Raw genomic sequence first — 24,452 nt, forward strand, 5'->3', positions numbered from 1 at the left:
GCTGAGCGAACTGCTGGTGATCAATCCGAGCCCGCGGCATGGGCTCGATCGTGTCGGTCATCGCTGGTCCTTCCCCCGGGACACGCCCGGAGCTACAGACCAGTTACACCGAAGATCGGACACTCCCGGAGGAGGCCGCTCGGGTGCGTGAGCTCGAGCAGGAGGTCCGCGAGCTGAGTCGGGCGAACGAGATCTTGAAGCGGGCCGCGAGTTTCTTCGGGTCAGTGAGCCCTTTCCATCCTGGTCGGAAGCGGGCGTGAGCTGCTGCGGCGTGGCGTCACCCGAATGAGTGAAGCTCCTGGTAGACGGGCGATTGACTAGATCAACACGTCTTGACCAGGAGCTTCGGTTGCCTTCCTACCCTGCGGGGTTGTCTGTGTCCAACCACGCCCTCATCACGCTTTCCGATGCCCTGCGGCACCGCCGAGGTGCGCTCGGGACTCGCTGGCGTCGGCTGAGTGTCGGCGAGCAGGCGCGGCTCGTGGTGGCGCATCTGCGCAAGGGCGAGACCTACGCCGATCTCGCTGCCGGTCACGGGATCGGCACGACCACCGTGTTCCGCTATGTCCACGAGGCGATCGAGGTCCTCGCCGCCCTCGCCCCAGGACTGCAGGCGGCGGTCGAAGTCGCCGCGCGGAAGGCGTTCGTCATCCTCGACGGCACCCTGCTGCGCATGCACCGGGTCGGGATGGGGTCGGGTCGCGATCGGCCGTGCTACTCGGGCAAACACAAGTGCCACGGCATGAACGTGCAGGTCATCGCGGATCCGGCGGGCCGGCTGGTGTGGGCCTCACCCGCGCTGCCCGGCGCGCGGCACGACATGGGAGCCGCCCGCGATCACGGCATCCTCGACGCGCTACGCGACGCGCAGGTGAAGGTGATCGCCGACAGCGGCTACCGGGGAGCCGGGTTCGAGGTCCCGCAGCGCCGACGAGCGAAGGATCCCGAGACCGGCAAGCGCCGGCGCCTGTCGGCCAACCAGAAGGCGGTCAACACCGCGCACGCCCGCCAGCGCGGCCCCGGCGAACGAGCGAACGCCCAGCTCAAGACCTGGCGGGTCCTACACAAGATCCGCTGCTGCCCCCGACGCGTGACCGACATGGTCAAGGCCGTCCTGGTCCTCATCCACGCCGGCTGACGCCAAGTGGAAAGCGCTCAGTGCCACGATGATCACGCCTGGCAGGGTTCGCTCCTTTCTTCGGTGCCCGCCACGGTGGCTGACCGTGGGGTGGCTTCTCGGCGATGTGCGGCCCTGCCAGGCGTCCGGATCGCCCGGGACGCGTGGCCTGATAGGAGCGTGCGCTCGGCCCGACTGAGGCGTGCCCGCTCCCGGGCGATGCGGAGGACCGACCCCTTCGCAGCTTCAGGAGCCGCCCTCGTGGTGATGATCGGAACCGACTCGCTCCGATGTCATCGAGCGCGACCACGGTATGGGTGCGCTCTATGACCCGGCGTTCCTCGTGGTGGCGTGGGACCGGGTGCGACGCAATTCTGGGGCCCGTTCACCGTGGCCGGCGTGCGCGGTCGCGGGTGGTTCGTCGGCGCGCAGGGCGGCGAACACGGCGTCGGACAGGCGCCGGCGCAGCAGTCGGAGGGCTTCGGTGCGGGTCTTGCCGGCGGCGAGGAGTTTCTCGACGTAGGCGGCGCCGGGGCCGATGCCGCGGGTTTGGGTCAGGGCGATCATGTGCAGGGCGCACTTGGCGGTGCGGTTGCCGCCGCGGTTGAGCCGGACCTTCCCGGCGGTGTTGCCCGACCAGACCGGGATCGGGGCGGTGCCGGTGAAGCGGGCGTAGGCGTCCTTGGACCGGAAGCGCCGCGCCCCGGCGGTCTCGGCGAACAGCGTCGCCGATGCCGCCGCGCGGGGGCGGAGGGACTTGCCCGGCTCCCGCCCGCCCCGACGGGCCCCCGCCGGACACCCTCGATCCCAGTCGAACCGCCACTCAGGACTGTCGAACAGGTGCCTTCACCAATCGCTGTTCCCCGCTGCGACTGGCCCCCGTGAGGTCGGCCGCGGAGGCCACACCTTGACCGACGTCGGAACCCGCGGTCGCGCTCAGGGACTACCTTCTCGGCTGCGTCGGCTCACTCGTAGTGGTATCGGCAGGCAGCGATTCGGACTTCGTCGTCCTCGACCCGGTACACCAGGCGGCGCTCATCGGTGATGCGCCGGGACCAGTAGCCGTGGAAACCGTGTTTCAGTGGCTCGGGCTTGTCGATGCCCTCGTTGCCGTCACGGATGATGTCCTGGATCAACCTGTTGATGCGTTTGAGCACCTTGCGGCCCTGGGCCTGCCACCACAGGTAGTCCTCCCACGCCCTGGAGGCGAACACGATCTTCACGCCTCGTGCAGCTCCTGGACCTGACCCCCGCCGCCCTCCAGCTCTTCGATCGACGCCAGGAGCCTGCGGGCGTTGACGGGCGAGCGCAGCAGGTAAGCAGTCTCCTTCAACGACTCGTAGTCATCGAGCGCCACCATTACCACCGGCTCGTGTCCGGCCCGGGTGATGACGACCTCCTCACGGTCGTCGGTCACCGAGTTCGAGGTCTCCGCGTACCGGGCCCTGGACTCGGAGTACGGTATGGTCCTCATAGCCACCTCCACACGACGTACGTAAAATTGTACGCGTTCCTAGCAGGCTGCGACCAGCGAGAACCCGCCCCACAGGACGGCCAGGGGCATGACGCGGCGGTGGCGTCGGAGCCTTTAGAGTCCTCAGTTACTCCACGGAAACCCCCGAAAGGGAGTCACGTGCCCACTCTCCTGCCCCGATCGGTGTCGCCAAGGGGCCGGCTGCTGACTTCACGAGGGGCATGGTGCCTCCATCTGGCCGTTCCCTGAACATCGACACCTCTCCCAGCGCTCATGAGCAGTCCGTAAATCGCGATCTCGCTGGCCATGCCCGATGCCCGCTACGACCGCCCACAGGTCGGAGTCGGTCACGGAGGCGCGCCGAGAGCCGCGGAGGTCGACCAGCCTGCGACTCCTCGGCTTGTCACTGCCGCGATCGCGCGCTCAACGTTGCTGTCGGACTCGGGCCTGCCGCTCGGCGAGGCATCTCCCGACACCATCTGCCACAGGGCACCACGGACGCCTCCCGCTACGACTCCGGCCGGGCGATGCCGGCGTTGTGCTTATGTAGCACCCGTCCCGCGGCTCTGACGTCCCCGCTCGCGATCGCGTCTACGAGCTGCACGTGCACCCGGTACCGCTTCTGGTGGAAGCCCGCGAGCGGGCGCTCGGCCCGGTCGCTGGCGATCGCGATCGTGTGCTGCTCGATGAGGTTGAGCAGGCTGACGTAGAAGGCCTTGAGGATCGGCCGCGGGCTCACGTCCGCGATGACCGCGTGTAACTGCCAGTTGGCGTGCAGGAAGGCGATGCCGTCGTCGTCCCGCACCGCGGCCGCCATGTGGTCCAGCTGCTCGCGCATCAGCGCGAGGTGGTGGCTGGAGTGGTGCTCGATGGCGTCCTGGATGAGCAGGGGGTCGAGGACGTCACGGATGTCCATGGCCTCGGTGACCGATGCGGCGTTCGTGTCGAGCTGCAGTACGGCGTGCCCGAGTTGGGCCATCGGGGACCGTTCGGCGACGAAGAGCCCCCCGTGCGGCCCGCGCCGGAGCTCGATCTGCCCCTGCGACTGCAGGATCCGCAGGGTCTCATTGAAGGTGCCGACGGAGACCCCGGTCCGCTCCCGCAGCTCGTTCTTGGTGCCCAGACGCTCCCCGGGGCGCAGCTTGGCGATCACCTCGCTGAGCTGTGCGGCGACCTGGTCGGCCCGACTCGGCGCCAAGGCCGCGCGCCTGACCAGCGGGGTGAGGTCGACGGCGACAGCCGACGCGCCACCGTCGACGGGCAAGCCGTCCGGACGAGATGTGGTCACCGAGGGTGCCTCCTGTCAGCGCCTCCGCGGCGTTGTGCCGCCCAATCACCATATTCACAATACTCAACCTTGACCGGCGAGCGGAAGTGATGCAGTCTGCCGAAGGCCGTATTCATCATGTTCATTGGAGAGCACATGACCGCCGCTGCCCACGTCGGCACGTCCCCCGACGCCTCGGACGTCGGTGCCATCCCCGCCGACGTCGACGTCTCCACGCTCTCGCGCGACGAGCTGATCGCCCACAACCTCAAGGTGGTCGAGGCACATTTCCACAACGAGAACCCGGAGAGCATCGACAAGGCCATCGCCCTGTACGGCCCGGACATCGTGTGGGAGGCGCCCAACCGCGGTCAGGTCTACACCGACCGGGCCCAGGTGCGCGAGGCCTACATGGCGATCTTCCGGACGGTGCATTTCAACCGGACGATCACGCTGCGCCGCTTCGCTACCGAGACCCACGTGTTCGACGACCAGCTGTGCGACCTCACCGTCGTCGGGGACGAGATGCCGAACCTCGGCTTCCCCCCGGGCGCCCGCATCAGCATGCGGCTCGTGCACTGCTTCGAGATGAAGGACGGCAAGATCGCCCGCGAGATCGCCTACGAGATGTCGCGCCCCTACGGCGGCCCTGCGGACTTCGACTCGGTCCCCGCGGGCTCGCCGGTCGAGGAGTTCCCCGACGGGCCCCACTTCGCGGACCTGGCTCCCATCCGCTTCGACGACAGGAAGTCCTGACATGCGACTCATCGGGTTCACCGCCGAGGACGGCGAACGCTGGATCGCCGCCCGGGACGGCGACAAGGCCCGTCCGCTTGCGCCCGCCGGTGCGTTCTACGCGGACGCGCGCCGCTACCTCGACCGCCCCACCGAGGAGCTCGTCGACGTCGCAAGCCTCGACCTGGCTCCCGCCGTGCCGATCACCGCGCGGATCTTCTGCGTCGGTATCAACTACCGCAGCCACGCGGGCGAGTCCAAGGAGCTCGCGGGGCTGGACGAGCCCGCCCTCCCGATGATCTTCGGTCGCTGGCAGCAGTCCCTGGTCGTCGAGGGCACTCCGGTGCCCGCCCCGCCGAACGAGGCCGGGCTGGACTGGGAGGTCGAGCTCGCCGCCGTCATCGGGTCACCGGTGTGGCGGGGCGACGAGGCCACCGCGCTGGATCACGTGCTCGGGTACGCGGCGTTCAACGACCTCAGCGCGCGGCGCAAGCAGCTCGAGACCCCCCAGTTCACGATCGGCAAGAACGCTGATCTCTCGGGTCCCATCTCGGAGATCGTCACCGCGGACGAGGTCGGCGACATCAGCGCGGGGCTCCGGGTGACCACGCACGTCAACGGCGAGCTGATGCAGGACGGCAACACCCGCGACCTGATCCACACGGTCCCGCGGATCATCGCCTACATCACCGACACGCTCACTTTGCAGCCCGGCGACGTGATCGCCACCGGCACGCCGGGTGGCGTGGGGGCCGGTCGGAAGCCGCCGGTGTTCCTCACCGACGGCGACGAGGTCGTCGTCACCGTCGAGCAGGTCGGGTCCGTGCGGACGCCGATCGTCGCCCCGCGCGACTGACCGCGTCCACGCGTCTCCCGCAGAAAGAGAGGGTGTCCTCATGACACCGGACCTGACCCACTTCATCGCCGGAAAGCGTGTCCCGGGGACGAGCGACCGGTTCTCCGATGTCTTCGACCCGAACGCCGGGACGGTCGCGGCCCGGGTCCCCCTGGCCTCTACCGCGGAGGTCGACGCAGCGGTCGCCGGCGCCGTGGCGGCCCAGCGTGAGTGGGCGAGGTGGAATCCGCAACGCCGTTCCCGGGTGTTGCTCCGGTTCTTGCAGCTGGTGAACGAGGAGATCGACTCGTTGGCCGCGCTGCTCGCGAGCGAGCACGGCAAGACCGTGCCGGACGCGCGTGGGGACGTCCAGCGCGGACTCGAGGTCATCGAGTTCAGCGCCGGAGCACCGCACCTGCTCAAGGGCGAGTACTCGACCGAGGCCGGGACCGGCATCGACGTCTACTCGATGCGGCAGCCCCTCGGCGTGGTCGCCGCGATCACGCCGTTCAACTTCCCCGCGATGATCCCGCTCTGGAAGGCCGGACCGGCCCTGGCCAGTGGGAACGCGGTGATCCTCAAGCCCAGCGAGCGGGACCCCAGCGTGCCGCTGCGAATCGCCGAACTCTTCGTCGAGGCCGGTCTCCCGCCGGGTGTGCTCAACGTGGTCAACGGCGACAAGGAAGCCGTCGACGCGCTCCTGCACCACCCCGACATCAAGGCCGTCGGGTTCGTCGGCTCGACGCCGATCGCCGAGTACGTCTACACCACCGCCACGGCGAACCGAAAGCGCGCGCAGTGCTTCGGCGGGGCGAAGAACCACGCGATCGTCATGCCCGACGCCGACCTCGACCGGACCGTCGACGCCCTGATCGGCGCCGCATTCGGCTCCGCGGGCGAACGGTGTATGGCGATCTCGGTCGCGGTCCCGGTCGGTGAGGAGACCGCGGATCGGCTTGTCGAGAAGCTGGCCGAGCGGACCCGTAGCCTGCGTATCGGGGTGTCCTCCGACGAGTCGGCCGATCTCGGCCCGCTGGTCACGGCGGCGGCGAGGAAGCGGGTCGTCGACTATATCGACCTGGGTGTGCAGGAGGGTGCAGAGCTCGTCGTCGACGGGCGGGACTTCGTTCTCGACGGCCACGAGCAGGGCTACTTCCTCGGCGGTTCCCTCTTCGACCGGGTCACCCCGGACATGACGCTCTACCGCGAGGAGATCTTCGGGCCGGTACTCGTCGTCGTCCGGGCGAAAGACTACGAGGAGGCGCTGCGCCTGCCGTCCGAGCACGAGTACGGCAACGGCGTCGCGGTCTTCACCCGCGACGGCGACGCCGCCCGCGACTTCGCCGCCCGGGTCGACACCGGGATGGTCGGGGTCAACGTCCCAATCCCGGTGCCGATCGCCTATTACACCTTCGGCGGCTGGAAGGCCTCCGGCTTCGGCGACCTCAACCAGCACGGCCCGGACGCCTTTCGCTTCTACACCAAGACCAAGACCGTCACGTCGCGCTGGCCGAGCGGGGTCAAGGACGACGCGAGCAGCTTCGTCATCCCCACGATGGCCTGACGATCCCAGACCTGACGCCACAGAACGGAGAAGGACCAGTGCACGCTGCGGTGCTCCAGGCCTATGACCGACCCGTCGTCCTCACCGAGGTGCCCGATCCCGGCCCGGGTGCGGGCGAGGTGCTCATCCGGGTCCGCGCCGTCGGCATCTGCGGCACGGACGTCAAGGTGACGACCGGGCTGATCCCGAACCTCCCGCTGCCGCTCATTCCTGGCCACGAGGTGGCGGGCGAGGTGCTGGAGGACGTCGGCGACCTGCGTGCCGGTCAGCGGGTCGCGGCGTACATCTTCCAGCCTTGCGGGGTCTGCCAGTGGTGTCGCCGTGGCCAGCAGACGATCTGCGCGACCTCGCCCCGGATCGGCTTCGAACGCGACGGTGGCCTCGCCGAGTACCTGGTGATGCGCCCGCAGGACCTGCTGCCCTTCTCCGACGAGCTCGACTTCGCCCAGGCCGCGGTCACCATGGACGCGGTCCTCACCCCATGGCATGCGCTCCGCACCCAGGGCGGTGTGCAGGAGGACGACACCGTCGTGATCGTCGGGGCAGGCGGGCTCGGCCTCCACGCGGTGCAGATCGCCAAGGCACTGGGGGCGCGGGTGGCCGTGATCGACGTCGACGAGGGACGTCGGGAGTTCGCGGTGAAGCTCGGGGCCGAGCTGGCCGTCGGTCCCGAGGAGGCGCCCGAGCTGCGCGTCTGGACGGGCGAGGGCGCGGACGTCGTGCTCGAGGCGTCCGGCGCGCCCGCGGGCTTTGCGGTCGGGATGGACCTGGTCCGTCCCGGCGGGACGGTCGTGGTCTGCGGCTACAGGCCCGGGTCGGACCTGCCCGCCGACTCGATGCGGCTGGCGCTCTCCGAGATCACCGTCGTCGGCTCCCGGAGCGGGTCCCTCGCCGATGCGCGGGACGCGCTGCGCGCTGTCGAGGAGGGCCGGATCGCGCCGCTGATCGCCGACACCGGGTCACTGGCCGACGTGCCTGACTTCCTCGAACGGACCAGGCGGGGCGGCGTGCTGGGACGCACCGTCGTCCGGCTCTGACCGGCCCCACCCACCCCGAGACCACAGCCGTACCGACCGAGAAGAGTGTGGGACAACGATGTCGAAACGCCTGGAAGGCCTGGTCGCCTTCGTGACCGGCGCAGGTCGAGGACAGGGACGCAGCCATGCCGTCCGGATGGCCCAGGAGGGCGCGGACGTCATCGCCGTGGACGTCTGCCGCAACGTCGACGGCGTCACCTACGACATGGCCGATGAGGCCGACCTCAAAGAGACCGCGCGGCTGGTCGAGGCGACAGGACAGCGCGTCGTCGCGCGAGTCGCCGACGTCCGGGACATGGCGTCCCTCGCCGCCGCCGTCGACGAGGGGGTCGGCGAGCTCGGCAGGCTCGACATCGTCTGCGCCAATGCGGGCATCAACATCCCGTCGTCCGACGGCACCCTGAGCGAGGCGGACTGGCTGCAGGTCATCGACGTCAACCTCACCGGGGTGTGGCGCACGACCACGGTGTCCGTCCCGCACATCCTCGCCGGGGGCCGCGGCGGCTCGATCATCCTCACCAGCTCGGCGGCGGGTCTGCGCGGCTACGCCAACATCGCGCACTACACCGCCGCCAAGCACGGGGTGAACGGCCTGGTCAAGACCCTGGCGCTGGAGCTCGGCCCGCACCGGATCCGGGTCAACACGCTGAACCCGACCCAGGTCGACACCCCGATGATCATGAACGAGGCGAGCTACAAGCAGTTCTCGCCCGACGCGCCGAACCCGAGCCGGGACACCTTCGCCCCGGTCTCCCAGTCGATGCACGTCCTCCCGGTCCCGTGGGTGGACCCGGTCGACGTCAGCAACGCCGCGGTCTTCCTCGCCTCTGAGGAGTCCCGCTACATCACCGGCATCGCCCTCCCCGTCGACGCAGGCGTCCTGCTCAAGTGAAGAAGGAAACCCCGATGACACTGAAGTCCGGGCTCGGAGCCGCGCTGTGCTCCGTCGCCGTTCTCACCCTCGCCGCCTGCGGGCAGGCGGGCGGTGACTCCGCCTCGTCCGACGTCGAGGGGACGGGCACCCTCGACGGCGGCGGCAAGCAGATCGTGCTGTTCTCGCCGTCGGCCGCCAACGTCTACAGCGGCAGCGTGATCAAGGCCGCCACGGAGACCGCCCAGAAGTACGACTACACCCTCAAGGTCTTCCAGAACGACTTCGACCAGTCGCAGCAGGACCAGCAGGTCCAGCAGTTCCTGGCCAGCGGGGAGAAGCCCGCGGCGATCATCTGGTGGCCGAGCAACGTCGACGCGAGCGTGAACTCGCTGCGCCAGCTGTCTCGGGTCGCGCCGGTCATCCAGATGAACCAGGCGGTCCCGGAGGAGGCGAAGCAGTACGTCAAGGCGTACGCGGGCGCCAACGACCTGGTCGTCTCGGGCACCGCGGGCCAGGAGGCGCTGAAGGCGCGCGACGAGGCCGTTGCGGCGGGCAAGCAGCTCGCGGACCCGAACGGCAACCTGATCGAGTTCCGCTTCGGCACCGGCTACAAGGGCGGAGACAACCGGCACCAGGGGTTCATGGACGCCACGGGCGCCAAGCCCTTCACATTGCTCACCGTCGAGGCCGCCACCGCGGGCTTCGACGCCCAGGACGGCTTCAACCACGCGTCGCAGATCGTCCCGAAGTTCAAGGCCCAGGGCATCGACTTCGTCTACGCCCAGAACCTCGACATGGGCTCCGGCGTCGTGAAGGCGCTGGAGCAGAACGGGCTGACCCCGGGTAAGGACGTCACTGTCGTCGCGGGGAACTGCTCCGGGAACCTCGAGCCGCTCGCGGACGGGAGCGTCTACGCGGCGGTTATGCAGCCGCCGCTCATGGAGGGCAAGCTCGCCGTCCGGACCGCGGTGCAGTACCTCGCCACGGGATCGGTGACCGACGAGGAGGTCACCCTTCAGCCCGACGCGCAGGAGCCCGAGCTGACGGCCGCGCCCCCGCCGCGGGCGACGTACCTGCCCGCCGCGGCGCTCACCAAGGACACCATGAACAGCCTGACGGTCTGGGGTCTGTCCGGCCCCCAGTTGTGCAGCTGACCCGATGACCATGAAGACCGAAGAGACCGTCCTGTCCCTCCAGGGGATCACCAAGGCCTACGGCTCCGTGCACGCGCTCACCGACGCGACGTTCGAGCTGCGGGCGGGCGAGGTGATGGCGCTGCTCGGCGAGAACGGCGCGGGCAAGTCGACCATGGTCAAGGTGCTGTCCGGCCTGGTCCAGCCCGACTCGGGCACGATCCAGATCGCGGGCGAGCAGCGCGAGCTGCGGTCCAGCGCGGACGCTCAGGCCGCGGGGATCGCGGTCGTGCAGCAGGAGTACAGCGCGGTCCCCGCGCTGACCGTGGCCGAGAACCTGGCGCTGGGTGACCGCACCCGGTCCTGGTGGTGGTCCCGACGGACCCTGCACGCGGGTGCCCGTGAGGTGCTCGACCGGGTCGGGCTCGACCACGTCGGCCCCGACCGCGTCGTCGCTACCCTCAGCGTGGCCGAGACCCAGCTCCTCGAGCTCGCCCGGATCTTGCTGCGGGACGCCCGGATCCTCATCCTCGACGAGCCGACGGCCGCCCTGTCGGACCGGGAGATCGCCCGGATCCTCGCGGTGATGCGCGATCTCGCCGTCGAGGGCCGGAGCATCGTCTACGTCACCCACCGGCTCGACGAGGTGTTCCGCCTCGCCGACCGGGCGACCATCCTCAAGGACGGGCGCAGCCGACCACCGGTCCCGGTCGCCGACCTCACCCACGACTCCATCGTTTCCCTCATGCTTGGGCGGCGGCTGGCCAGCATGTTCCCAGACAGGACACCCGTCGACGACGCGGCACAGCCGCGAGTCGAGGTCCGGGGACTGCGCGCCGTCGGTCTGACCGCTCCGGTCGACCTGGCCATCCGGCCCGGGGAGATCGTCGGGCTGACCGGGCAGTTGGGCAGCGGCGCGAGCTCGCTCGTGCGGGCGCTGGCGGGTACCCTCCCCGTCGCCGAGGGCGAGGTCCTCCTCGACGGTGTGCCCGTCGACCTGCGCGGGAGGTCCCGCGGCATCCGGCAGCGGATCGCCTACTGCTCGGACGACCGGAAGAAGGACGGGATGTTCCCCGGTCTGCCGGTCCTGGCGAACCTGTCCTCACCATGGCTGGCTGCGGTGTCGCGGGGGTCCTGGATCGACCGGCGCCGAGAGAAGGAGAAGGCCGCGGACATCGCCCGCGCGTTCTCCTTCGACACCCGGCGCCTCACCACCGAGATCGACACGCTTTCGGGCGGCAACCAGCAGAAGATCGTGCTCGGCCGGTGGGCTGGTGCGGAGCCCCGGCTGTTCCTCATCGAGGAGCCCACCCGTGGGGTCGACGTCGGGGCCCGTGCCGAGATCTACACGAAGTTGCGGATGCTCGCCGACCAGGGCGCGAGCATCGTCGTCTGCTCGTCGGACTCCACCGAGATCCTCGGTCTGTGCGACACGGTCCTCTCCTTCTACCGCGGCCGGGTCACCCGGCAGGCGGCCCACTCCGATTGGAACGAGGAGTCCTTGATGGCGGCCACCCTGCACGAGGGAAGGGAGCGGGCCGCATGAGCGACGTCGACTTCGCCCCACCCGCTCAGTCGACCCCGCCGGCGGCCGAGCCCGCGCGGCGGAGCCTCGGCTCCCGCATCGTCTCGGTCGGTCCCCTCCCCGCCGCCCTGCTCCTGCTGGTCCTGGTCGGTACCGCGACCACCAGCGGGTTCGCCACCGTCGACAACATCCGTGCGATCCTGACGGCGGCGTCGATCACCGGAATCGTCGCGGTCTGCATGACCTTCCTGACGCTCTCGGGGAACTTCGTCTCGCTCGGCGTCCAGCAGAACACGGTGTTGGCCGCGATCCTGTTCCTGTCCCTCACCGCCGCCGGGGCACCGCTCGTCCTGGCGGTCGGCGGCCCGCTTGTCGTGCTCGTTGTCATCGCCGTCGTGCAGGGCGTGGTGGTGGCCCGCGGGATGAACACGGTCATCACCACGCTCGCCGTCGGGGCCATCCTCTTCGGCGCGATGTCCTCGGTCACCGGTGGTCAGGTGATCACCACCGGTGGTCGGAGCGTCGGCGTCCTCGGGCAGAGCCTGCTTTTCGGCGTCCCGGTCGTGGTGTACGGCCTGGTCGTCGTGACGGCGGTGGCGTGGCTGATCGCCACCCGCACGTCCCTCGGCAGGCGGTGCCTGCTGCTCGGCGCCAGCCGACCGACGGCCGTGCTCAGCGGCGTCAGCATCACGCGGACCACGGTCTTCGCGTTCGTCGTCCTCGCCGTGGGCGCGACGATCGCGGGGGTGCTCACCGCGGCCCAGCTCGGCCAGGCCACGGCCAACGACCTCAGCACGCTGACGATCGACGTGGTCGCCGCGGTGCTCGTGGGCGGCACGGCGATGGCGGGCGGCTCCGGCTCGCCGGTGCGCTCGGCCGCGGGTGCTCTGCTCATCGCACTGCTGAACAACCTCATGGTGCTCAACGGCTTCACCACCGGCTGGCGTCTCGCCGTGCAGGGCGCGCTCGTGGTCGTCGTCGTGCTCGCGGTGCAGCGGTTCTCGAGGGCGGCACGATGACCCGCCTCGCCGTCTCGCTCCACCGCTACGGCGTCCAGGTGGCGATCCTGCTGGTCGTCCTTGTCGTCCTGACGACGACGAGCACCCAGTTCCGCGGACCGAGTGCCGCCTTCTCCACGCTGGAGGGGTTCGGGCTGCTGGGGATCGTCGCCCTGGGCGTGGCGGTGACCATGATCGCGGGTGAGCTCGACCTGTCCGCGGCATCCATGACGACGCTCGGCTCGGTGGTCGCTGTGCGCGCGTCGGACCTCGGCCTGGTGCCCGCGATCCTCGCGGCCGTGGCCGTGTGCCTGCTGATCGGGCTGGTCCACGGCCTGGTCATCGCCCGCACGGGGATCAACTCCCTGGTCCTGACCATCGGTTCGCTCGTCCTGCTCCAGGGGGTCGCCTGGGTGGCGAGCGGGGAGGGCCCCATCGTCGTCACGAACTACGCCGTGTCCGACCAGGTCCTGCTGCGCTGGTGGATCCTCTCCCCCTCGTCGGTCATCGCACTGGTCGTGTTCGCGGGCGTCGGGGTGTTCCTGGCCAAGACGCGCAACGGCCGGGAGATCTACGCGATCGGCGGAGGCCGCAAGGAGTCGTTGGCCGCGGGGGTGCCGCTGGCACGACCCCTGACCACGGCGTTCGCGATCTCGGGCGCCTGCGCCGGGCTCGCCGGGGCGCTGGCCGCCATGCGCAGCGGCAGCGCGACCCCTGACGCCTTCGAGACGCTGCTGCTGACCGGCGTCGCGGCCGCGCTCATCGGAGGCATCGCGCTGTCCGGTGGGTCCGGGACGGTGCTCAACGTCGCCATCGGCGTCGCGGTGCTCTCCCTGATCACCGCCGGGTTCTCCGCGCAGGGCGCCGCCACCTACGTGGTGCAGCTGTGGACCGGCGTCGTACTCATCGCCACCATCGCCATCCGCCTCGTACTCGACCTCGTCCGCACCACCCGCACGAAGACAGGAGACACGACATGACAGGGCAACTCGAGGGCAAGGTCGCGCTGGTCACCGGCGCCGGACGCGGGCAGGGGCGGGCCGAGGCGATCGCCCTCGCCCAGGACGGGGCGTCGGTGGTGTGCCTCGACGTCGGCGACACGAGGATCGACTCGATCGACTACGAGCTGTCCTCCGAAGCGGACCTGCACGACACGGTCGCGCTCGCCCAGAAGACGGGCGGAGCAGCCGTCGCCGTCGTCGGCGACGTCCGATCGCAGGCCGACCTCGACGGTGCCGTCGCCACCGCGCTCGCGGAGTTCGGCGGGCTGGACATCGTCGTCGCGAACGCCGGCATCTGGGGCCTGGCCAACCTCTGGGAGATCACCGAGGAGCAGTGGGCCGACACCCAGGACGTCGTCCTGGCCGGTGTGTGGCGCACGGTGAAGGCCGCCGTGCCGCACCTCATCGCGCAGCGCTCGGGCTCAATCGTCGTGACCTCGTCGGTCAACGGCGTGGAGGGCGGAACGCGGTTCGCCCACTACACGGCTGCCAAGCATGGCGTGCTCGGGCTCATGCGCTCCGCCGCGCAGGAACTCGCCCCGCACAACGTACGGGTCAACGCCGTCCTCCCCGGTTTCATGGACACGCGAATGAACATGTGGCAGGGCGCCTACGACATGATGGCCGGCCGCCCGGGCGGGACCCCGGAGGACCGGGTCGCCTCGGCCTATCACTGGAGCGCGCTCGCGGGTCGCGGCGCACTCCCGGCCGATGCCGTCAGCGACGCCGTCCGGTGGCTGGTGTCAGACGGCGCCAAGCACGTCACCGGCGTCGCCCTGCCCGTCGACGGCGGCCACCTGGTGCTCCCCGGCTTCAACACCGACCCGCAGCACGAGTCCGACTGAGCGGGTGCGGCGCCGCCGCGGCGGCGCCGCACCTTCTCGGACAGTGAGGAGCAGTTCCATGACATCCGACACCGCCGCGATCATCACCGAACTCGAGGACCGGCGCTTCGCCGCCGTCGAGCAGGGGGACTACGGCGCCTTCGCCGCGCTCGCCCACCCCGATCTCGTCTACGCCCACTCCAGCGGGGTCGTCGACACGCTCGACAGCTACCTGGCCAAGTGCGACAGCGGGTTCTACGTCTACCACCGGGTCGAGCACCCGATCGACCGGATCGTCGTCGCGCCGGGGACGGTGGTGGTGGTGGGCGAGATGCACGCGGATATCACCGCGGGCGGCGTGTCCAAGCACCTCGCCAACTGCTCCGTCGCCGTGTGGACGCAGACCGAGGACGGGTGGCGGCTGCTGTCCTTCCAGGGCACGCCGCTCCCCGCCTCCGCCCCGGCTCAGCCGCAGGCCGCGGCCACCTCGGCCGTGTCCCAGTAGAAGGGCCGGAAGTCGCGGATGAGGTCGTCCTGGATGCGGACGACGTGCACCATCGGCATGTCGACCTCCCGGCCCGTGGCGCGCGATCGGGCGCGGAGCCGGAGCACGATGGCCACGGTGTCGTCCGTGGTCAGGAACTCGGTGTCGGTCACCTCAAGCGAGGACCAGGTCTCGCTCATGGCGGTGAAGAACCGCTCGACGCCCTCGTGCCCGGTCCACTCCCCGCCGTAGGGCAGGCCCGCTGCCTGGTGCATGACCACGTCCGGGTGCAGGGTCGCGGCCATGCCGTCGAACGACGCGCCGCCCGCGGGGCCGCCCGCGGCGAGGTAGGCCATCTCGGCCTCGTAGAACCGGTTCAGTGCCGCCTGTGCGGCGGAAGGGATCGTGTCCGGTGTCGCCATCGTCATGCTCCTTCGCATCTCCTCATGGCCTAAATTCGCGTATTCATCATAGTCAATATCCCGTCACCGACGACAGGAGACCAATGACTCGCCACGAGCTGATCCCGGCCTGCTGGACCACCGCGGGCGCTTGCGAGCCGCTGACCGACCGGGAGCTGAGCCCCCTCCCGATCCGGCGGCGGGTCGAGATCGCGGCCGCCGCGGGGTTCGCGGGGTTCGGCATCCGGCACGGCGACCTCCTCGCCGTCGAGCGCGACCTCGGGTTCGCCGAGTTCCGCCGGGTCCTCGACGACCACGACCTCCGCCACCTCGAGCTCGAGTTCCTGGAGGGCTGGTACGAGGACGGGCCCGACCGCGCGGCGTCGGACCGCGTCCGCGCCGACCCTCCTGCGGGCCGCGGGTGAGCTGGGCGTGCGCTGCATCAAGATCGGCGGTCGGCTCTCCGGTGGCACGTACGAGCCGGATCGGGTGGTCGCGGAGCTCGCGCTGCTCGCCGAACAGGCCGACCGCGCCGGGACCACGGTCGGCCTCGAGCCGATGCCGTTCGCCGACATCCGCACCCCGCAGGACGCCCTGGACGTCGTAATCGGTGCGGGTCATCCGGCCGGCGGGATCTTCCTCGACGTCTGGCACGTCGGCCGGGCCGGTCTGGACATGGCGACCGTGGCCGACATCCCTGCCCACCACATCGCGGGCGTCGAGCTGGACGACGCAGACGCCGAGGTCCGGGGCTCGCTGCTCGAGGACACCCTGCACCACCGGCGGTTTCCCGGGGAGGGGGATCTCGACGTCGTCGGGTTCGTCAGCGCGGTCGCCGCGACCGGATACGGCGGGCCGTGGGGTGTGGAGATGCTCTCGCGGGAGTTCCGCGCCCTCGATCCCGGCGAGGCGGCGCGCCGCGCGCATGACACCACCGCCGGCGCCCTCCGGGCCACCGCCGCATGAACGACTCAGGAAGGACAGCCATGACGGACTCACCTCTCGCGGGCAAGGTCGCGCTGGTCACCGGTGCGGCACGGAGCCAAGGTCGCTCCCACGCAGTACGGCTCGCCCAGGCCGGCGCCGACGTCGTCATCCTGGATATCGCCGCCCAAATCCCGAGCGTGCCGTACCCGATGGCGACGCCGGAAGACCTGCAACGGACCCAGGCACTCGTCGAGGCCGAGGACCGCCGCTGTGTCGTCGTCCAGGGGGATGTCCGCGACACCGCGGCCGTCGACCAGGCCGTCGAGGCGGCCCGCGACACCTACGGACGGCTCGACGTGGCCGTGGCGAACGCCGGGATCGTGCAGGTCGTGGACGCGCTCGAGACGACGGACGCCCAGTGGGCGGACATCGTCGCCGTCAACCTGACCGGGGTGTTCCACACGGTCCGTGCCGCGAGCCGCGTCATGGTCGAGCAGGGCCAGGGCGGCTCGATCGTCTGCACCGGATCGGTGTGCTCCCAGCGACCCCAGCCCGGCCTCACCGCGTACACCGCGTCGAAGCACGGGGTGCTCGGGCTCGTCCGGAGCTTCGCCCTCGAGCTGGCTCCGCGGAACATCCGGGTCAACGTCGTCGAACCCGGCAACGTCGACACTGACATGATCCACAATGACACGCTCTACAAGCGGGCCCGCCCCGACCTGGACCTCGCGACCCGTGAGGACGTCGCCGCGGCGTTCCAGGCCATGAACGTCATGCCCGTCCCGTGGGTGCAGCCGGTGGACATCAGCGAGGCAGTGGTGTGGCTGGCGTCCGACGCCTCGCGCTTCGTCACCGGCATCGAGCTGCCCGTCGACTCCGGGCTCCTGCTCGTCTGACCGTGAACCACGACCGAGAAAGGCCTAGGCCGATGGACGCAGAGCTGCACCGAGACCCCATACCGCAGGCGATCGCCGTGCCTCCGGACGGCGGGGACCACCTCACGCTCGGCGCACTGCCCTTTCAGCTCATGGTGAACCAGGAGTGGGTCGGCGGGGCGTACACGCTGGCCAAGCAGCCCATCGCCCCCCGGCTGCTCGTCGCCCCGCACGTCCACCGACACCAGGACCAGGTCGCCTTCGTCACGCGCGGGACCGTGGGCTTCCGCGTCGGCGAGGAGGAGCACGTCGTCGAGGCGGGCGGTCTGTCCTTCCGCAATCGCGGCGAACCCCACGCCCTTTGGAACCCCACCGACGAACCCGCCGAGATCCTCGAGATCACCAGCCCGGGGGACTTCGAGCGGTACTTCCGCCGGATCGGGGCGCTGTCGGCCGCCGGAGAGGTCACCGCGGACGCGGTTCAAGAAGTCGCCGACGAGTACGGCCTGAGCTTCTTCGACGACTGGAACAAGGACTTGATGCGCCGCTACGGGGTGTCTCTCACCGGTGGCTTTTGGGACTGAGGCCCGCCCCGTCGGCCGAGTCCCGATCCCACGTCGAGGCGCGAGCCCGGTCAAGACTGCGCATTCGTGCTCCAGCACCTCGCGATCCGGAACGCGTAGATCTTCCCGCTGTGACTGCCACGGCGTGGCAGTCTTACCCACCCCGTCGGGCCTACGCGCGTAACCAGGCGGAAGCCCGAGGGCCACCGCGGTCGCCTCCACTCGGCCTCACGTCCGATGCACGCCGAGACTGAGGTGCCGTCAGGCGTTCTGGGGGAAGGCCACGGGCCCGGATAGCTTCTCGGCACCGTCCGCGATCACGGTTTTGGTCACCATTTAAGACTTCAGATGGGCAGGTTCCAGCTACGACATGCACCGTGTGCAGGTCGTAGAACCTCCCCGTCCCCCTGGAGGTCGTCACCACTCTGAGCGCGACAACGTCTGAAGTGGTAGAAATCGTCACTCTCAAACCGGTCGCATGCTGACCAGATCGCGCTGGCTAGCGGAAGTCATTTACGCAGTCGGCCGGGTGGAGGATCTGCCGTCAACAGGAATGGGATGCCGTCGCGGGACCTCCAGGCCCGCTCGGCGCACTGAGTACGGAACTGTTGACAGAAAGGCTGCTGACGCCTACTGTGAATGGCGTCACGCGGAGGGATCTGCGCGTTGAGGGTCAGTGGCATTCTTGCAGAACCAGACCTATTTCGATGCAGTCGAAGTCCTCGACGCTGAATCGGCTGACCTGGGGGCTTTGCTCCAAACGCTCGACGGAGAGCGAGACTGGTCAACGCCGACCAACCTGGTACCGGAGGGCGGGGGTCTGCCGCCGTGGCGTGTGATCGATCTAATCGCTCACATTGATATCTCGATAGGGCTGACGCACCAGTTGCTGGATTCACTGCAAGACGGACAGCCGGGCCGTGATCGCGCCGGCTTCTTCATCGCTAACCGAAGCGAGGTCGCTCCCGTCATATATGACTATGCACGTGCCACGGCCAGGGATCACGCTCCCGAAACCGTTTTTCCGCGGGTCCTGAATACGCTTGAGACGTCACTGAAGCGAATCCGCGAGCCGCAAGCAGAATTCGTGGGATCCGGATACTCCACTCTGATGAGTCTGGAAGAGTGGGTTGCCGACGAGAGTTGTTGAAGCGGTAGCGCACGGGCTCGATATCATCGACGCGCTCGAAATGGAGCCGATCGCGACTCGGGTTGGCCTCGAAATGACGGCAGCTATTCTGGACGAGCTGCTCGCACGCAAGACTGTCGGCGGACGACCTCGGGACCTGGGCGAAGATCTGGACTGGGTGCGCGCCGGCTCCGGTCGAGCTCCACACTCTCGAAGGCTTCCAGCAGCGCATGCGGGCTGGGTGCCCGCCGAACTGGCAGGACCTCGAAGACGACGTCGATCTCTGGGACCTCATTGAGATTGCCGAGGATGGTCTGCCCACGGCTTGGGTGCCTCGCAAGGAGGTGCTGAAGGACTTGCTCGCTGCCGCCGATGACACCGCACGCAGGCAGGTCTTCTGCGACCGCCGTGACGAGATCCTCGAGGACTGCAGGACCGCACTGAAGGAAGTCACCTCAGCCGAGCTGGCCGAGTACGTCGACATGCTCGACGAGGCGCTGACGGTCGCCGAAGCGGGTCACCTCGCTGCCGCGCAGGCGTTCGCTGCCTCGATCTTCGACACGGTCATCAGGCGGGAGATCAAGCCTCAGAAGCTAAACGGCTACTACGGCAAGGTCAAGGAGGAGATCCAGGCCCGGCACGAGAACGCCAACATGAGCGAGCTTCGTTGGGGCGTCGTGTTCATCCCTGCTGTAGACGTCCTCGAGAAGTTTGATGCCCCGAAGGGTGACCCCGTCCCGGAGAAGTTCAACCGCCACGCCAGCGCTCACGCTGTCGGCAAGGTGCAGTACACCGAGACCAACACCGTCATAGCTCTCGCTCGGTCGACCTCGATGGTCCGTGAAGCTCACGAGCAGATCGTGGAGGCACCGCCGCCGGCCGCTGGAGGGACGACGCCCTAGTCACTCACGAGAGAGCGCACGCAGCCCCGCAAAGGGCACGTGCGTGCGAGACGGCAACAGCACAACGCCGCCCTTCGCCAACGGCACCTCTGTGGGAGTGTCCGATCAACGGCTCTGGCTCAGAAGCGGTGGTGCGCCCAGCGGGCGTGTCACGAACGATTGAACGGGCACGATCTGTGAGGGTGGCCCCGGTGCGGTCATGATCTTGACGAGCTCCTGTTCCCTGGGCTGTCGTCGCTGGTGGTCGGGGAGGTGGCCCTCGCCGACGCGGTGGTGCGGGTGAGGGCTCGCTGCGCGAGTGCGGATGCGGCGTGCCCGTCGTGTGGGACGCGGTCGCGGCGGGTGCACGCCTGGCAGGTCCGGCAGCTGAGCGACCTGCCGGTTGCGGGCCGATCGATGGTCGTGGAGCTACGCGTGCGGCGGCTGGTCTGCGCCGAGCAGTCCTGTCCGCAGCGGACGTTCCGGGAACAGGTCCCGCCGCTCGCGGCCCGCTACGCGCGACGCACCCTCCGGTTGACCGGGCTGATCGGGCAGACCGCGGTCCGGCTCGCCGGCCGGGCCGGTTCCGCGGTGCTGGGCCTGCTCGGGGCCACAGTGTCCCGCTCGACAGTCCTGCGGACGTTGATGGCGCTCTCCCTGCCGGCGACCACCAGTCCGGTGCCGTCGGTGCTCAGCGTGGATGACGTGGCGCTGTGTCGTGGCCGCCGCTACATGACCATGGTCATCGACCCGGTCACCCACCGCCGGATCGAGGTCCTACCCGACCGCAAGGCGGCGACTTTGGCCGATTGGCTGAGCCGTCATCCCGGGGTGAAGGTCGTGTGTCGGGACGGCTCCGCGGCCTACGCCGAGGCCATCGGTGACGGCGCGCCCGACGCGGTGCAGGTCAGCGACCGCTGGCATCTGTGGCACGGGCTCGGGGGCGCGGTGGAGAAGACCGTGATCGCGCACTCCGGCTGCTGGCGTCCCGATGTCGACACCGACCCGGCACGATCGGTTCCCACGACCGCGGCGCCATCGGGTGGGACGCGGCACGGCCGACCGCTCACCGAACGCACCAGGGCCAGGCACGCTCAGGTCCACCAGCTGCTCGGTCAGGGGGTCGGCCTGCTCGGGTGCGCCCGGCGGCTCGGCTGGGCGTCGATTGCGGTGTTCGACTCACCGTCCGCGGCGGCCAGCACGATCTTGCTGCGCAGAGCGAGTGCCTGCGAGGACTTCGCCCGCCGTGACCACCGGACCAGCGTCTTGCGCTGCTCGTCGGTCAGGTTCACCTCGGCCACCGGCCGGCCCCTACTCGGCACGACCGGCGGCATACCGATATTTAGCGAATTTCAGGCGCAGGACACTAGACGCCGCTAAACACCCCTCGAGCAAGATCGAGCCGGGCGGCAACTACGCAACGATTGGTTCTCGTGCTGGCAGATTGCGGGGTCAGCCACGCAGGCCACGGGAGAGCGGACGGGTCCGCTCGATCGAGGGCAAGTCATTGCCGCAGCCCAGCAAGTGCGAGTGCGACCGCGCCTTCACCCAGATCCCCGCCAGTCCGCGCAGGGGGCAACAGGTCACCCGCTCGAGCCAGGCTTGGCCATTATGTTGTGCCACAGCTCTGAAGCCTTAGTTCATCAACATGTAACTCTCTTCGATGTGCTCATAGTGTCAGCGCTGATCTAGCCTCCAGTGTCACGGGAGGGCGCACCCCTCCGCGAACCCTCGTCAAGGGAGTAGTGCTCGACATGACTGGGATTCCCGTCTTGGACATTGGCTCTGCGGTGGCAGGGGCGCCGACCGACGCGTTGGTCGGTGAGGTCTCCGATGCTGCCCGGCGGGTCGGGTTCATGCAGGTGATCGGCCACGGTGTTGATCTCGCCCTGCTCGACGCCGTCTACGCGCAGGCCGACGCCATGGCCGCGTTGCCAGACGACGTCCGCGCATCGCTGCGTTCGGCCACCGGTCACGTGTTCCGCGGCCTGCACGAGTCGATGGACCGAAACGGCGTGCGCTACTTCGGCCAGTACCAGGTCAACACCTACGACGACGCGGTGGAGGCGCTCGCCGCCGGAGTCGACGAGCGGTACGCCGACTACTTCCATCCGAACGTCCGCCCGGATGGTCTGATGCCGGAACTGCGGCCCGCCCTCGACGCCTGCTCGCAGGCGACGCGCGCCCTCGGCCGCGTCCTGATCGGCTTGTTCGCGCGGGCCCTCGATCTGCCCGGGGACTACTTCGACGCGGCCTTCGAGCACGACGTCACACAGTTCGCGCTGAACTACTACCCGGCGCGCGCCTCCGTCGCGGACAAGCCGCTGATCGCTCAGGAGCACGCGGACTCGGGAGTGCTCACCATCCTGCACCAGCGCGGGGACTACTCCGGGCTCCAGGTACACAGCAGCGGGCGCTGGATCGATGTCCCGGTCCGGAACGACGCCTTCGTGATCAACATCGGCCAGCTTATGCACCGCTGGACCAACGGAGTCCTGCCGGCGACCCTGCACCGCGTCGTCGCCGCCGACTCGCCGGAGAAGAGCCGCAAGGCGATCGTCACCTTCATGCTCCCCTCTGTCGATACGGTGATCGCGCCGATCCCGTCCCTGGTCGAGGGCAGGCCGGTGTTCGCCCCGGTCACCCCGTACGCGTGGGAGTCGGACTACCTCGAGAGCATCGGCCTGCCGCGGGCCGCAGCGAAGCGGGCTTCGGTGTGACCCGCACCCGCGCCATCGCCCTGACAATCACGGACGGCGTCCCGGTCCTGGTCGCCGAGGCCCGCACGGCCGAGCCGCATGGCACCGCGGTCGTCCTGCACGACATCTTCGGCCTGTCGGACTACATCGAGGACGTGCTGGGCGCGCTCGCCGGGGCCGGCTGGCACGCCGTCGCGCCGGCCTTGTTCCACCGCAGCGACGTCACCGTCGTCGACTACTCCGAGTTCGAGCGCGGCCTGGAGCTGACTGCGCCGCTCTCCGCTGCCAGCGTGCTCGACGACCACGATGCCGCCGTGCGTTCGGCGCCGACGCCGTCGCGGCGCACCGCGGTCATGGGGTTCTGCCTGGGAGGCTCGCTGGCCTCCCACGTGGCGGCCCACCGGGACGTCGCCTCCTGCGTGAGCTTCTACGGCGCCCCCACGCACGGTGAAGGCGTGGACATCCCGCCGTTCGTCGAGGTCATCGACCGCCTCGGCGCGCCGTGGCTGGGCATCTTCGGTCAGGACGACCCGCTCATCCCGCAGGCCGAGGTACGGCAGCTCGAGAGCAGGCTCACGGGCACCGACGCAGGCCGCGGGGTGCTGGTCCTGCCGGGCGGGCACGCCTTCCACCGGCACACTACGCCCGAGTACCACCATCCCGAGTCGGCCGCACGAGCCTGGCGGGTCGCCCTCGGCTGGATCGCGCCGTGAGCGTCTCTGCACCGGCGGACCTGCTGATCCAGAACGCCGCCGTCATCACGTTCGACGCCGCGGGCACGGTCGTCGAGGACGGGGCAGTCGTGATCGCCGGGGGCCGGATCGTCGACGTCGGGCCCACGGTTGAGGTGGCGCCCCGTTGGGAGCCCACCCGCCGGATCCACGCCGGTGGCCGGATCGTGTCCCCGGGACTGATCGACGCCCACTTCCACACCGGACAGACGCTGATGCGGGGCGTGCTTACCGCCCGACAGAAGCAGGAGAACCTGCGGGTACCGACCTGGCGCGAGTACCTGGTGCCCTTCGAGAACGCCCTCACCCCCGAGGACGTGCACCTCTCGGGCCTGCTCGCCTACGCGTCGATGCTGCTCAACGGGACCACGACGTTCTTCGAGGCGGGCGGCCCGCATCCGGAGCGGATGGCGGCCGCGGCGCTGGAAACGGGCATCCGCGGCAGCGTCGCCCTGTCCACCATGGATGGCGGCTCGCGGTTGCCGTCCAGCTCCGTGATGGCGACGGACGAGGCGCTCAAGCGCAATGTCGAGCTTGTCGAGACGCTCCCGCCCGCGACGGACGGCTCGACCAGGGTCTTCGCGGGCATGGCGCTGCGGCAGATCATCGCATGCAGTCCGGAGCTCATCGTCGACATCCACCAGGAGGCGACGAAGCGGTCGGTCAAGGTCCACACCCACCTCGTCGAGGGCAGCTACGAGATCGACTACTGCCTGGAGCGCTTCGGCCGCAGGCCCATCGAATACCTGATCGACCTGGGCGTCTTCGACGGGACGCTGCACGCTGCCCACTCGATCATGGCCGACGACGCGGACATCGACCGCTACGTGGCGCACCGCACCTCTGCCTGCCACTGCCCCAAGGGCAACTACACGATCGGCGCGGCGCCTGCCCTGCGGATGTGGAGGCGCGGGGTCGACATCGGACTCGGCACGGACGGCGTGGTCAACTACGGCACGCTGGACCTGTTCCGAATCGCTGCGATGGCGAGCGTCGCCCAGCAGTTCCTCGAGGCCACACCCGTGCACAACCGCAACGGGGTGCGCGCCGACGAGCCACTGCGGATGGCCGTGACCGGGGGGGCGCGCGCCATGGGCCTGGCCGACCACATCGGCAGCATCGAGCCGGGTCGGCGTGCCGATCTGGTGGTGCTCCGCACCGACGGTCCGGACGCGGCGGGCTACGACTCGGCGGAGGCCTTCTTCTTCGAGTGCGCGAGCGGCCGAGACATCGACACCGTGCTGGTCGACGGCGAGGTCGTGGTCTCCGGCGGCGAGCTCCTCACCGTCGACCTCGCCGAGATTCACCAGCGGGCCGCTGACCGTCAGCGCCGACTCTGCGCCGAGCTGTTCTGAGCCCACTCATCCACGACTGAGGA

26 protein-coding genes and 1 pseudogene are annotated in these 24,452 nt (G+C 69.5%); 22 read left to right on the top strand and 5 right to left on the bottom strand.

All coding sequences use genetic code 11. The features are described 5' to 3' along the window. The first annotated feature begins 349 nt into the window (after nt 1–349). Nucleotides 350–1,138: a transposase family protein gene (locus LWC35_RS18640; RefSeq protein WP_232871523.1), complete on the top strand. Its 789-nt coding sequence runs from the start codon at nt 350–352 to the stop codon at nt 1,136–1,138. A 303-nt stretch (nt 1,139–1,441) separates the two neighbouring features. Here LWC35_RS18640 and LWC35_RS39360 read toward each other — a convergent pair whose 3' ends face one another. From LWC35_RS39360 to LWC35_RS18660, 4 genes are all read right to left on the bottom strand, one after another. Next, the gene (locus LWC35_RS39360; protein ID WP_308194593.1) at nt 1,442–1,957 is read right to left on the bottom strand and encodes a transposase; all 516 of its coding nucleotides are present in this window, start codon (nt 1,955–1,957) and stop codon (nt 1,442–1,444) included. A gap of 125 nt (nt 1,958–2,082) precedes the next feature. Then, nucleotides 2,083–2,340 carry a Txe/YoeB family addiction module toxin gene (locus LWC35_RS18650; RefSeq protein WP_232871429.1) on the bottom strand — a complete coding sequence of 86 codons (258 nt, stop codon included), beginning with the start codon at nt 2,338–2,340 and terminating at the stop codon, nt 2,083–2,085. Continuing rightward, nucleotides 2,337–2,591, bottom strand: a complete 255-nt coding sequence (locus LWC35_RS18655; RefSeq protein WP_232871430.1) for a type II toxin-antitoxin system Phd/YefM family antitoxin — start codon at nt 2,589–2,591, stop codon at nt 2,337–2,339. The genes LWC35_RS18650 and LWC35_RS18655 overlap by 4 nt, the downstream gene beginning before the upstream one ends. Nucleotides 2,592–3,099: 508 nt before the next feature. Beyond that, the gene (locus LWC35_RS18660; RefSeq protein WP_232871431.1) at nt 3,100–3,879 is read right to left on the bottom strand and encodes a FadR/GntR family transcriptional regulator; all 780 of its coding nucleotides are present in this window, start codon (nt 3,877–3,879) and stop codon (nt 3,100–3,102) included. A gap of 135 nt (nt 3,880–4,014) precedes the next feature. Here LWC35_RS18660 and LWC35_RS18665 point away from each other — a divergent pair, with 135 nt between their 5' ends. The 11 genes from LWC35_RS18665 to LWC35_RS18715 are packed head-to-tail and all read left to right on the top strand — an operon-like array spanning nt 4,015 to nt 14,889. Continuing rightward, the gene (locus tag LWC35_RS18665; protein WP_232871432.1) at nt 4,015–4,614 is read left to right on the top strand and encodes a nuclear transport factor 2 family protein; all 600 of its coding nucleotides are present in this window, start codon (nt 4,015–4,017) and stop codon (nt 4,612–4,614) included. A gap of 1 nt (nt 4,615) precedes the next feature. Continuing rightward, the gene (locus LWC35_RS18670) at nt 4,616–5,449 is read left to right on the top strand and encodes a fumarylacetoacetate hydrolase family protein (RefSeq protein ID WP_232871433.1); all 834 of its coding nucleotides are present in this window, start codon (nt 4,616–4,618) and stop codon (nt 5,447–5,449) included. Nucleotides 5,450–5,489: 40 nt separating this feature from the next. After that, nucleotides 5,490–6,992: a CoA-acylating methylmalonate-semialdehyde dehydrogenase gene (locus LWC35_RS18675; protein WP_232871434.1), complete on the top strand. Its 1,503-nt coding sequence runs from the start codon at nt 5,490–5,492 to the stop codon at nt 6,990–6,992. Nucleotides 6,993–7,030: 38 nt separating this feature from the next. Then, entirely contained in the window at nt 7,031–8,029 is a 999-nt protein-coding gene (locus LWC35_RS18680; protein WP_232871435.1) for an alcohol dehydrogenase catalytic domain-containing protein, read from the top strand. A gap of 58 nt (nt 8,030–8,087) precedes the next feature. Further along, nucleotides 8,088–8,921: a mycofactocin-coupled SDR family oxidoreductase gene (locus tag LWC35_RS18685; RefSeq protein ID WP_232871436.1), complete on the top strand. Its 834-nt coding sequence runs from the start codon at nt 8,088–8,090 to the stop codon at nt 8,919–8,921. A 14-nt stretch (nt 8,922–8,935) separates the two neighbouring features. Continuing rightward, nucleotides 8,936–10,057, top strand: a complete 1,122-nt coding sequence (locus tag LWC35_RS18690; RefSeq protein WP_232871437.1) for a sugar ABC transporter substrate-binding protein — start codon at nt 8,936–8,938, stop codon at nt 10,055–10,057. A gap of 10 nt (nt 10,058–10,067) precedes the next feature. Further along, nucleotides 10,068–11,582, top strand: coding sequence for a sugar ABC transporter ATP-binding protein (locus LWC35_RS18695; protein ID WP_232871438.1), 1,515 nt, complete (start codon nt 10,068–10,070; stop codon nt 11,580–11,582). Continuing rightward, nucleotides 11,579–12,580: an ABC transporter permease gene (locus tag LWC35_RS18700; RefSeq protein ID WP_232871439.1), complete on the top strand. Its 1,002-nt coding sequence runs from the start codon at nt 11,579–11,581 to the stop codon at nt 12,578–12,580. The genes LWC35_RS18695 and LWC35_RS18700 overlap by 4 nt, the downstream gene beginning before the upstream one ends. Further along, complete coding sequence (locus LWC35_RS18705) at nt 12,577–13,539, top strand: ABC transporter permease (RefSeq protein ID WP_232871440.1); 963 nt, start codon at nt 12,577–12,579, stop codon at nt 13,537–13,539. The genes LWC35_RS18700 and LWC35_RS18705 overlap by 4 nt, the downstream gene beginning before the upstream one ends. After that, nucleotides 13,536–14,405: a mycofactocin-coupled SDR family oxidoreductase gene (locus LWC35_RS18710; RefSeq protein WP_232871441.1), complete on the top strand. Its 870-nt coding sequence runs from the start codon at nt 13,536–13,538 to the stop codon at nt 14,403–14,405. The genes LWC35_RS18705 and LWC35_RS18710 overlap by 4 nt, the downstream gene beginning before the upstream one ends. Before the next feature lie 58 nt (nt 14,406–14,463). Then, on the top strand, nt 14,464–14,889 hold the full coding sequence (locus LWC35_RS18715; RefSeq protein ID WP_232871442.1) for a nuclear transport factor 2 family protein: 426 nt from the start codon (nt 14,464–14,466) through the stop codon (nt 14,887–14,889). Here LWC35_RS18715 and LWC35_RS18720 read toward each other — a convergent pair. Next, nucleotides 14,850–15,290, bottom strand: a complete 441-nt coding sequence (locus tag LWC35_RS18720; protein ID WP_232871443.1) for a nuclear transport factor 2 family protein — start codon at nt 15,288–15,290, stop codon at nt 14,850–14,852. The two genes, LWC35_RS18715 and LWC35_RS18720, sit on opposite strands and share 40 nt — an antisense overlap. An 83-nt stretch (nt 15,291–15,373) precedes the next feature. Between LWC35_RS18720 and LWC35_RS18725 the strand changes: the two genes are divergently transcribed. The 10 genes and pseudogenes from LWC35_RS18725 to LWC35_RS18770 all read left to right on the top strand — a co-directional run bounded on the left by LWC35_RS18725 (nt 15,374) and on the right by LWC35_RS18770 (nt 24,429). Continuing rightward, nucleotides 15,374–15,694 (top strand): hypothetical protein, encoded by a 321-nt coding sequence (locus LWC35_RS18725; protein WP_232871444.1) that lies wholly within the window; start codon nt 15,374–15,376, stop codon nt 15,692–15,694. Continuing rightward, nucleotides 15,675–16,235 (top strand): annotated as a pseudogene (locus LWC35_RS18730) (sugar phosphate isomerase/epimerase family protein); the annotation flags it as partial. The gene LWC35_RS18725 and the pseudogene LWC35_RS18730, both read left to right, overlap by 20 nt. Nucleotides 16,236–16,255: 20 nt before the next feature. Then, nucleotides 16,256–17,092 (top strand): mycofactocin-coupled SDR family oxidoreductase, encoded by an 837-nt coding sequence (locus tag LWC35_RS18735; protein WP_232871445.1) that lies wholly within the window; start codon nt 16,256–16,258, stop codon nt 17,090–17,092. 32 nt (nt 17,093–17,124) lie between these two features. Beyond that, nucleotides 17,125–17,655, top strand: coding sequence for a cupin domain-containing protein (locus LWC35_RS18740; RefSeq protein ID WP_232871446.1), 531 nt, complete (start codon nt 17,125–17,127; stop codon nt 17,653–17,655). A 655-nt stretch (nt 17,656–18,310) separates the two neighbouring features. Further along, nucleotides 18,311–18,784 carry a hypothetical protein gene (locus LWC35_RS18745; RefSeq protein WP_232871447.1) on the top strand — a complete coding sequence of 158 codons (474 nt, stop codon included), beginning with the start codon at nt 18,311–18,313 and terminating at the stop codon, nt 18,782–18,784. A gap of 209 nt (nt 18,785–18,993) precedes the next feature. Next, a complete protein-coding gene (locus LWC35_RS18750) occupies nt 18,994–19,665 on the top strand; it encodes a hypothetical protein (RefSeq protein ID WP_232871448.1) in 672 nt (223 codons plus the stop codon). Between the two features lie 279 nt (nt 19,666–19,944). After that, a complete protein-coding gene (locus LWC35_RS18755) occupies nt 19,945–21,024 on the top strand; it encodes an ISL3 family transposase (RefSeq protein ID WP_232871525.1) in 1,080 nt (359 codons plus the stop codon). 374 nt (nt 21,025–21,398) lie between these two features. Next, a complete protein-coding gene (locus LWC35_RS18760) occupies nt 21,399–22,364 on the top strand; it encodes an isopenicillin N synthase family dioxygenase (protein WP_269804409.1) in 966 nt (321 codons plus the stop codon). Further along, entirely contained in the window at nt 22,361–23,056 is a 696-nt protein-coding gene (locus LWC35_RS18765; RefSeq protein WP_232871450.1) for a dienelactone hydrolase family protein, read from the top strand. Before LWC35_RS18760 ends, LWC35_RS18765 begins: the two co-directional genes overlap by 4 nt. Further along, nucleotides 23,053–24,429, top strand: a complete 1,377-nt coding sequence (locus tag LWC35_RS18770; protein WP_232871451.1) for an amidohydrolase family protein — start codon at nt 23,053–23,055, stop codon at nt 24,427–24,429. Before LWC35_RS18765 ends, LWC35_RS18770 begins: the two co-directional genes overlap by 4 nt. Nucleotides 24,430–24,452 lie beyond the last annotated feature (23 nt).

This window comes from Pseudonocardia kujensis (assembly GCF_021283305.1).
Lineage (GTDB): Bacteria > Actinomycetota > Actinomycetes > Mycobacteriales > Pseudonocardiaceae > Pseudonocardia > Pseudonocardia kujensis.

Coding starts and splice junctions, on each gene's coding strand:
- LWC35_RS18760 (WP_269804409.1), top strand. CDS start 21,399: ATGACTGGGATTCCCGTCTTGGACATTGGCTCTGCGGTGGCAGGGGCG.
- LWC35_RS18735 (WP_232871445.1), top strand. CDS start 16,256: ATGACGGACTCACCTCTCGCGGGCAAGGTCGCGCTGGTCACCGGTGCG.
- LWC35_RS18710 (WP_232871441.1), top strand. CDS start 13,536: ATGACAGGGCAACTCGAGGGCAAGGTCGCGCTGGTCACCGGCGCCGGA.
- LWC35_RS18690 (WP_232871437.1), top strand. CDS start 8,936: ATGACACTGAAGTCCGGGCTCGGAGCCGCGCTGTGCTCCGTCGCCGTT.
- LWC35_RS18705 (WP_232871440.1), top strand. CDS start 12,577: ATGACCCGCCTCGCCGTCTCGCTCCACCGCTACGGCGTCCAGGTGGCG.
- LWC35_RS18665 (WP_232871432.1), top strand. CDS start 4,015: ATGACCGCCGCTGCCCACGTCGGCACGTCCCCCGACGCCTCGGACGTC.
- LWC35_RS18685 (WP_232871436.1), top strand. CDS start 8,088: ATGTCGAAACGCCTGGAAGGCCTGGTCGCCTTCGTGACCGGCGCAGGT.
- LWC35_RS18655 (WP_232871430.1), bottom strand. CDS start 2,591: ATGAGGACCATACCGTACTCCGAGTCCAGGGCCCGGTACGCGGAGACC.
- LWC35_RS18715 (WP_232871442.1), top strand. CDS start 14,464: ATGACATCCGACACCGCCGCGATCATCACCGAACTCGAGGACCGGCGC.
- LWC35_RS18670 (WP_232871433.1), top strand. CDS start 4,616: ATGCGACTCATCGGGTTCACCGCCGAGGACGGCGAACGCTGGATCGCC.
- LWC35_RS18725 (WP_232871444.1), top strand. CDS start 15,374: ATGACTCGCCACGAGCTGATCCCGGCCTGCTGGACCACCGCGGGCGCT.
- LWC35_RS18720 (WP_232871443.1), bottom strand. CDS start 15,290: ATGGCGACACCGGACACGATCCCTTCCGCCGCACAGGCGGCACTGAAC.
- LWC35_RS18675 (WP_232871434.1), top strand. CDS start 5,490: ATGACACCGGACCTGACCCACTTCATCGCCGGAAAGCGTGTCCCGGGG.
- LWC35_RS18740 (WP_232871446.1), top strand. CDS start 17,125: ATGGACGCAGAGCTGCACCGAGACCCCATACCGCAGGCGATCGCCGTG.
- LWC35_RS18695 (WP_232871438.1), top strand. CDS start 10,068: ATGAAGACCGAAGAGACCGTCCTGTCCCTCCAGGGGATCACCAAGGCC.
- LWC35_RS18750 (WP_232871448.1), top strand. CDS start 18,994: ATGCGGGCTGGGTGCCCGCCGAACTGGCAGGACCTCGAAGACGACGTC.
- LWC35_RS18700 (WP_232871439.1), top strand. CDS start 11,579: ATGAGCGACGTCGACTTCGCCCCACCCGCTCAGTCGACCCCGCCGGCG.